Here is a 5,796-nt window from a genome sequence, read left to right as displayed (position 1 = left end):
CACCGGCGCCTCACACCCCGCGAGCCAGCCAACCCCGGCCCTCGCAACCGAATAGGAACAAAACTTGGGGTACTTCATGCAGCACCTTGGTCGCGCCCTCATGCCATTCACGCCAGACCGCGTCGTACGACGACGACGCCTCACCCGTCCACGAGCCACCCAACAATTTGCCGACTTCGTCATCAATGGACCCCAGACCCGCACGCAACTCCTGCGCCACCGCACCGAACTCCGCAGAGGCGTGCGTCAACTGCTCCGGGGTCACCCGCAATTCGGACATCGCACCTCCCCTGAACGAACGACCATAAAACGCTACCCCACCCGCAAACCGCCAAGTGACACCAATTTCTTGGGGGCGACGGGGCGGTCCAACAGGCGTGATGCCTCACGATGCGCCGCGAGCGGCCACTTAACGCACGCTTTTTGCACTTTTCCGTGTGATAACTGGCCACTCGTCGCAGGCGACGGGCCGACCTATCCCGGCAACACCGGCACGGCGCCGCCCACCATGAACGGCGCGACGTCCAACCAGCCTTGCGGGCCTTCGGCACCAGAACCGGACAGCTGCAACACCCCGCGCGGATCGGCGACGTAGATCGTCGACGGGTTGGCCGCGATCGTCGACACCGGAAGCTGCAAATTGCCGCTGGGCGCATCAGAATTCACGCCGTCGAGGTTCACATAGGACACCGGGTGCTGGGCGTCGGTGCGGCTGACCGCCAGGTCGTCACCGGTGCGCCAGGACAGCGACACCACCGACGAGCCCAGGCCGAAGCCGAGCCGCCGCGGAAAGGTCAGCGCGAACTGACCGGCCTGCGTCTGCTCGATACTGGCGAGAATCACCTGGCCCTCGATGACCATCGCGGCCCGAGTCCCGTCGCGCGACAGCTGCAGCTCGGTGATCGCGCCCGGGAAGCGGCTCGACACGGCGGCCGAATCCACCGGCATGCGCGCCGGCTGCCCGGACGCCGTCTCCTGGATCGCGCGCAGCACGTTATTGCCGTCTGCCACCACCCACACCGCGTCATCCAGCGACCAGCTGGGCCGCGAAAGGCTATGCCCGTCAGCGGCTTGCACTGCCTCGCCGCCCAGATCGCCGATCCACAACGACGCCTCCGCATCGGGCGCGCCCGGGCGCAGCGTCACCACCGACGCTGCCCGGTGCCCGTTGCGGGACAGTGCGGCCGCCGCCTGATTCGTTGGCCGGCCGAATGCGCCCGCCACCGGTGCGGAGCGCTGTCCGTCCAGCGACACCATCGCCCCGCCGACCAGCGCGTGTACCCCGGCCGCGGCGCCCTCGTCCACCCCCGGATCGGTGGCGGCGACGTCGGAGGTCTTCCACCCGTCGGCGAACCGGTCGTCCAGTGCGGCACCGTCGGCGTTGATCACGTACGGGCCCTTGATGTCTGCCCGGGCCAACGTCCAAATGATTTGCGCCGCAAGCAGTTGCCGGCTGTGCGGGTCGGCGACCGTCGGGGTCTCCAACTCGATCCGCGCCCCGCCGTAACCACGGCCCACACCGGTCTTGCCGCCGTCGGCGCGAGTCACCGGTCCGCGCAGCCGCACCGGCGGGCCGAGCATGTTGTGCACGGCCTTGCCGATCTCCGGACGCGGGCCGGCGATCAGCTTGGAAACCAGCTCGGTGGCCAACTGATCGGGATCGGACACCGCGACGTAGCGCGGGTCGGGCACCAGGGTCTTGCCGGTGGGGTCGGCGAAGTACAGCGTATTGCGTTTGTAGGTGGCCTGGAATTGCTGCCAGTCCAAGAACACTCCGTTGGGCAGGCGGTCGATGCGCCAGCCTCCGGGCGTCTTGACCAACTCGATCGGACCGGGATCCGGCAGTACGCCCTCGGCGGTCTCGAAGACCCCCATATCGGACAGCGAACCCAGGATGTCGGCCCGCATGGACACCGAAACACGGTCCGTGCCACGGGTTTCCACGAACACCACGTGGTCGATCAGCAGCGCGCTGCCAGCGTCGTCCCAGCCGTTCGAAGCGTTTTGCGTAAGGAACTGCCGGGCGGCCAAGTGCCGGTTGGCGGGATCAGCTGTGGCCTTGAGGAATTCGCGCAGCAACAGATCGGGGTCCATCCCCGGTTTCGGCTTGGGCAGGTTCGACGGCGCGGGCCGCTCGACCGTGCCGATGGCCTGCGGCGCCGACGAACTCGGCACGCCGGCACAGCCCGCCAGTACGGCCACCGCGAACAGCAGCGCGGCCAGCCGCCGCATCACGCGCCTCTTTCGGCGTGCTCGCGCTGACGGACCGGGCGCTCCTTGCGGTCGCGGTCAACTGGTTTCATCGGCAGCGGACTGGTGGTGACCTTGTGCCCGCGCACCAGCGGAAGCGTCAGCCGGAAGCAGGCACCCTTGCCGGGTTCACCCCACGCCTCCAGCCGGCCCTGGTGCAGCCGCGCGTCCTCCACGCTGATCGCCAAACCCAGCCCGGTTCCGCCGGATCGGCGCACCCGCGACGGGTCGGAGCGCCAGAACCTGCTGAACACCAACTTCTCTTCGCCGGGCCGCAGCCCAACTCCGTAGTCGCGCACGGTGACTGCGACGGTGTCCTCGTCGGCGGCCATCCGGATCCGCACCGGCTTGCGCTCGGCGTGGTCGATGGCGTTGGCGATCAGGTTGCGCAGGATGCGCTCGACGCGGCGGGCGTCGACCTCGGCGATCACTTCCTCGGGCGGCATGTCGACGATCAGCTTGACACCGGCGTCCTCGGCCAGGTGTCCGACGTTGCCCAGCGCGCTGTTGACCGTCGAACGCAAATCGACTGCCTCGACCGACAATTCGGCCACACCGGCGTCGTGGCGGGAGATCTCCAGCAGGTCGTTGAGCAGGGTCTCGAACCGGTCCAGCTCGTTGACCATCAACTCGGTGGACCGCCGCAGCGCGGGATCGAGGTCCTCGCTGTGGTCATAGATCAGATCGGCCGCCATGCGCACGGTGGTCAGCGGAGTGCGCAATTCGTGGCTGACGTCAGAAGTAAACCGGCGCTGCAGGTTACCGAACTCCTCCAGTTGCGCGATCTGCCGCGACAGGCTTTCGGCCATGTCGTTGAACGACACCGCCAGCCGGGCCATGTCGTCCTCGCCGCGCACCGGCATCCGCTCGGAGAGATGCCCTTCGGCGAAGCGTTCGGCGGTTCGCGCGGCCGCCCGCACCGGTACCACCACCTGGCGGGAGACCAGTAGCGCAATTCCGGCCAGCAGGACCAGCAGGACCACGCCGCCGGTGGTCATGGTGCCGCGCACCAGCGCGATCGTGCTTTGCTCGTTGGCCAGCGGGAAGATCAGGTACAGCTCCAGGTTGGTCACCCGCGACGACGCCGGGCTGCCGATGACCAGCGCCGGGCCGGAGAAGCCCTCGGTGTGCACGGTCGCGTACTGGTAGGGCACCTGCCCGGCCTTGACGAATTCGCGCAGCGCGCCGGGCAGTTGGTCGACGGGCCCGGCGGCGGCCGCGGGCCGCGGACCGTAGCCGGGCACCACGAGCACCGCGTCGAACGCGCCGGCCGTCCCGGCGCCGGACGTCGGGTCGGTTTTCGACGTCAGCGTGTTGCGGGCCAGCTGCAGGCTGGAGTCCAGCGAGCGCGCCTCCTCGCCACTGACAATGTCACTGACTGTGGTGCGGGCCCGCTCGATCTGCTCGGTGGCCGCGCGGACCTTCACGTCGAGCACCCGGTTGGTGACCTGGCTGGTCAGCACGAAGCCGAGGGCCAAGATGACGGCGAGGGACATTCCGAGAGTCAGTGCCACCACCCGCAGTTGCAGCGAACGGCGCCAGGCGACGGCTACGGCTCGACTCAACGCACTCATGCCCCGCATCAGTGGGCCAGACAGGCCCCAACGACCGCGAATGCGTCGCCGCGAGGCGAAGATCATTCGCGCCGCTCCTCCCCATCGCGACGCTCTGCATCGTCGCCGGCGCGGATCACGGGGGGCCGGCCTTGTATCCCACTCCTCGAACGGTCAGGACAACGGTCGGGTTCTCCGGGTCTTTTTCGACCTTGGCCCGCAGACGCTGGACATGCACGTTCACCAAGCGGGTGTCCGCTGGGTGACGGTATCCCCACACCTGTTCGAGCAGCACATCACGAGTAAACACCTGGCGGGGTTTGCGTGCCAGCGCCACCAACAGGTCGAATTCCAGCGGAGTCAGCGAGATCTGCTCACCGTTGCGGGTGACCTTGTGCGCCGGCACGTCGATGTCGACGTCGGCGATGGAGAGCATCTCGGCGGGCTCGTCGTCGTTGCGGCGCAGCCGTGCCCGCACCCGGGCCACCAGCTCCTTGGGTTTGAACGGCTTCATGATGTAGTCGTCGGCGCCCGACTCCAGCCCCAGCACCACGTCGACGGTGTCGGTCTTGGCGGTGAGCATGACGATCGGCACACCGGAGTCCGCGCGCAGCACCCGGCACACGTCGATGCCGTTCATGCCGGGCAGCATCAGGTCCAGTAGCACCAGATCGGGGCGCAGCTCGCGCACTGCGGTGAGCGCCTGGGTGCCGTCACCGATGACCGCGGTGTCGAAACCTTCGCCGCGCAGCACGATGGTGAGCATCTCGGCCAGCGAAGCGTCGTCGTCGACGACGAGAATCCTTTGCCTCATGGTGTCCATGGTGTCACCAGTTCGCGACAAAACTCAGTTCCCACACCCGTGTTTCTTCCAGTTCAGCAGGCGCCCAGCCGGGCAGCAAGCTCCACGGGGTCCACGTCGGCGTCCACCACCAGCCATCGCCCGCCCCACTCGGCGGCGGCCAAGCCGGCGTACACCGCGCCGGTTCGACGCTGCAGGTCGTCGTCGCGTTCGTAGGAGTCGCGCTGGCGGTCGGCTTCCTGAGCAGCCCGCTGCCGGGCGCGCTGGCCGGCCAGTTCCGCCGAAACTCCAAGCAGAACTTGCCAATCCGGCATCGGCAGGCCCAACCGCCGGTATTCCATCTCGTGCACCCAGGCCGCCACTTCCCCGTCGGCGTCCTGGTGCAGGCGGGCCGCGCTGTAGGCGGCGTTGGATGCCACGTAGCGATCCAGGATGACGACGTCGTGGTCGCGGCACAGCTCGCGGATGTGCTCGACGGCGCCGGCGCGATCCAGCGCAAACAGCATCGCCATGGCATATACCGACGACGCCAGGTCGCCATGCTGCCCGTGCAGTGCCTCGTGGGCGACGTCGGCTGTCACCGATTGCCCGTAGCGGGGGAACGCGCACGCGGCCACCGACTTGCCGGATGTCTCGAAGGCTGCGCGCAGGCCGTTCGACAGCGTCCGTTTGCCGGCGCCGTCGACGCCTTCGATCGCGATCAACACGGCCTGAGCCTATCTGCGCCGTCCAACGATTTGTGCATTTGCTGACTCGTCGGCTCGCGGCTCACTACACTCGGAGACCCACAATTGCCCATGAAGGGGGCATGATGCGCAAACACCTCGCCGCGGTTCTCGGCGGCGTCTTTGCGGCCACCGCGATTGGCACCGCGCCGTCCGCCGCCGCCGACGAGAACAGCTATATCAACGCGCTCAACCGCGACGGCATCGGGTACACCAACCGCGGCTACGCCATAGCGATGGGCAACCAAGTATGCAGCGCCCTGGGCTATGGGCAGTCACCGGACGACATCGCCAACACGATCGTGCGCGCCGGCAATGCGCCCTACTCTGCCGCGCAAGCCAATCGGATCATCGCCGACGCGACAACGCACCTCTGTCCGGGTTAGCTTGTCAGCCGCCCCATTTGGCGGCTTCGGCTTGGTCGCGGGCCAGCATCGAGACGGTGTTGGTCTCATGGGTTCCGGCC

At 67.9% G+C, this 5,796-nt stretch carries 6 protein-coding genes and 1 pseudogene; 1 reads left to right on the top strand and 6 read right to left on the bottom strand.

Annotated features, from left to right (window positions below; translation table 11 throughout):
- Window positions 1–10: 10 nt before the first annotated feature.
- From AWB95_RS22565 to AWB95_RS22545, 5 genes are all read right to left on the bottom strand, one after another.
- Window positions 11–280, bottom strand: coding sequence for a WXG100 family type VII secretion target (locus tag AWB95_RS22565; protein ID WP_085168670.1), 270 nt, complete (start codon window positions 278–280; stop codon window positions 11–13).
- Window positions 281–474: 194 nt separating this feature from the next.
- On the bottom strand, window positions 475–2,232 hold the full coding sequence (gene lpqB / locus AWB95_RS22560; protein WP_085168669.1) for an MtrAB system accessory lipoprotein LpqB: 1,758 nt from the start codon (window positions 2,230–2,232) through the stop codon (window positions 475–477).
- On the bottom strand, window positions 2,232–3,890 hold the full coding sequence (gene mtrB, locus AWB95_RS22555; RefSeq protein WP_085168668.1) for an MtrAB system histidine kinase MtrB: 1,659 nt from the start codon (window positions 3,888–3,890) through the stop codon (window positions 2,232–2,234). Before mtrB ends, lpqB begins: the two co-directional genes overlap by 1 nt.
- A 49-nt stretch (window positions 3,891–3,939) precedes the next feature.
- Window positions 3,940–4,626 carry a two-component system response regulator MtrA gene (mtrA, locus tag AWB95_RS22550; RefSeq protein WP_015354856.1) on the bottom strand — a complete coding sequence of 229 codons (687 nt, stop codon included), beginning with the start codon at window positions 4,624–4,626 and terminating at the stop codon, window positions 3,940–3,942.
- A gap of 53 nt (window positions 4,627–4,679) precedes the next feature.
- The gene (locus AWB95_RS22545) at window positions 4,680–5,312 is read right to left on the bottom strand and encodes a dTMP kinase (protein ID WP_062540998.1); all 633 of its coding nucleotides are present in this window, start codon (window positions 5,310–5,312) and stop codon (window positions 4,680–4,682) included.
- A 104-nt stretch (window positions 5,313–5,416) separates the two neighbouring features.
- Between AWB95_RS22545 and AWB95_RS23420 the strand changes: the two genes are divergently transcribed.
- Window positions 5,417–5,716, top strand: coding sequence for a DUF732 domain-containing protein (locus AWB95_RS23420; RefSeq protein WP_169714736.1), 300 nt, complete (start codon window positions 5,417–5,419; stop codon window positions 5,714–5,716).
- A 4-nt stretch (window positions 5,717–5,720) separates the two neighbouring features.
- Here the strand turns inward: AWB95_RS23420 and AWB95_RS23150 are convergent.
- Window positions 5,721–5,796 (bottom strand): annotated as a pseudogene (locus AWB95_RS23150) (WXG100 family type VII secretion target); the annotation flags it as partial.

Source organism: Mycobacterium celatum (genome assembly GCF_002101595.1).
In the GTDB taxonomy this organism is placed as follows: Bacteria; Actinomycetota; Actinomycetes; order Mycobacteriales; family Mycobacteriaceae; genus Mycobacterium; species Mycobacterium celatum.
Note: the sequence above shows the minus strand (reverse complement) of the source record. Positions and strands in the feature narration are given on the sequence as shown.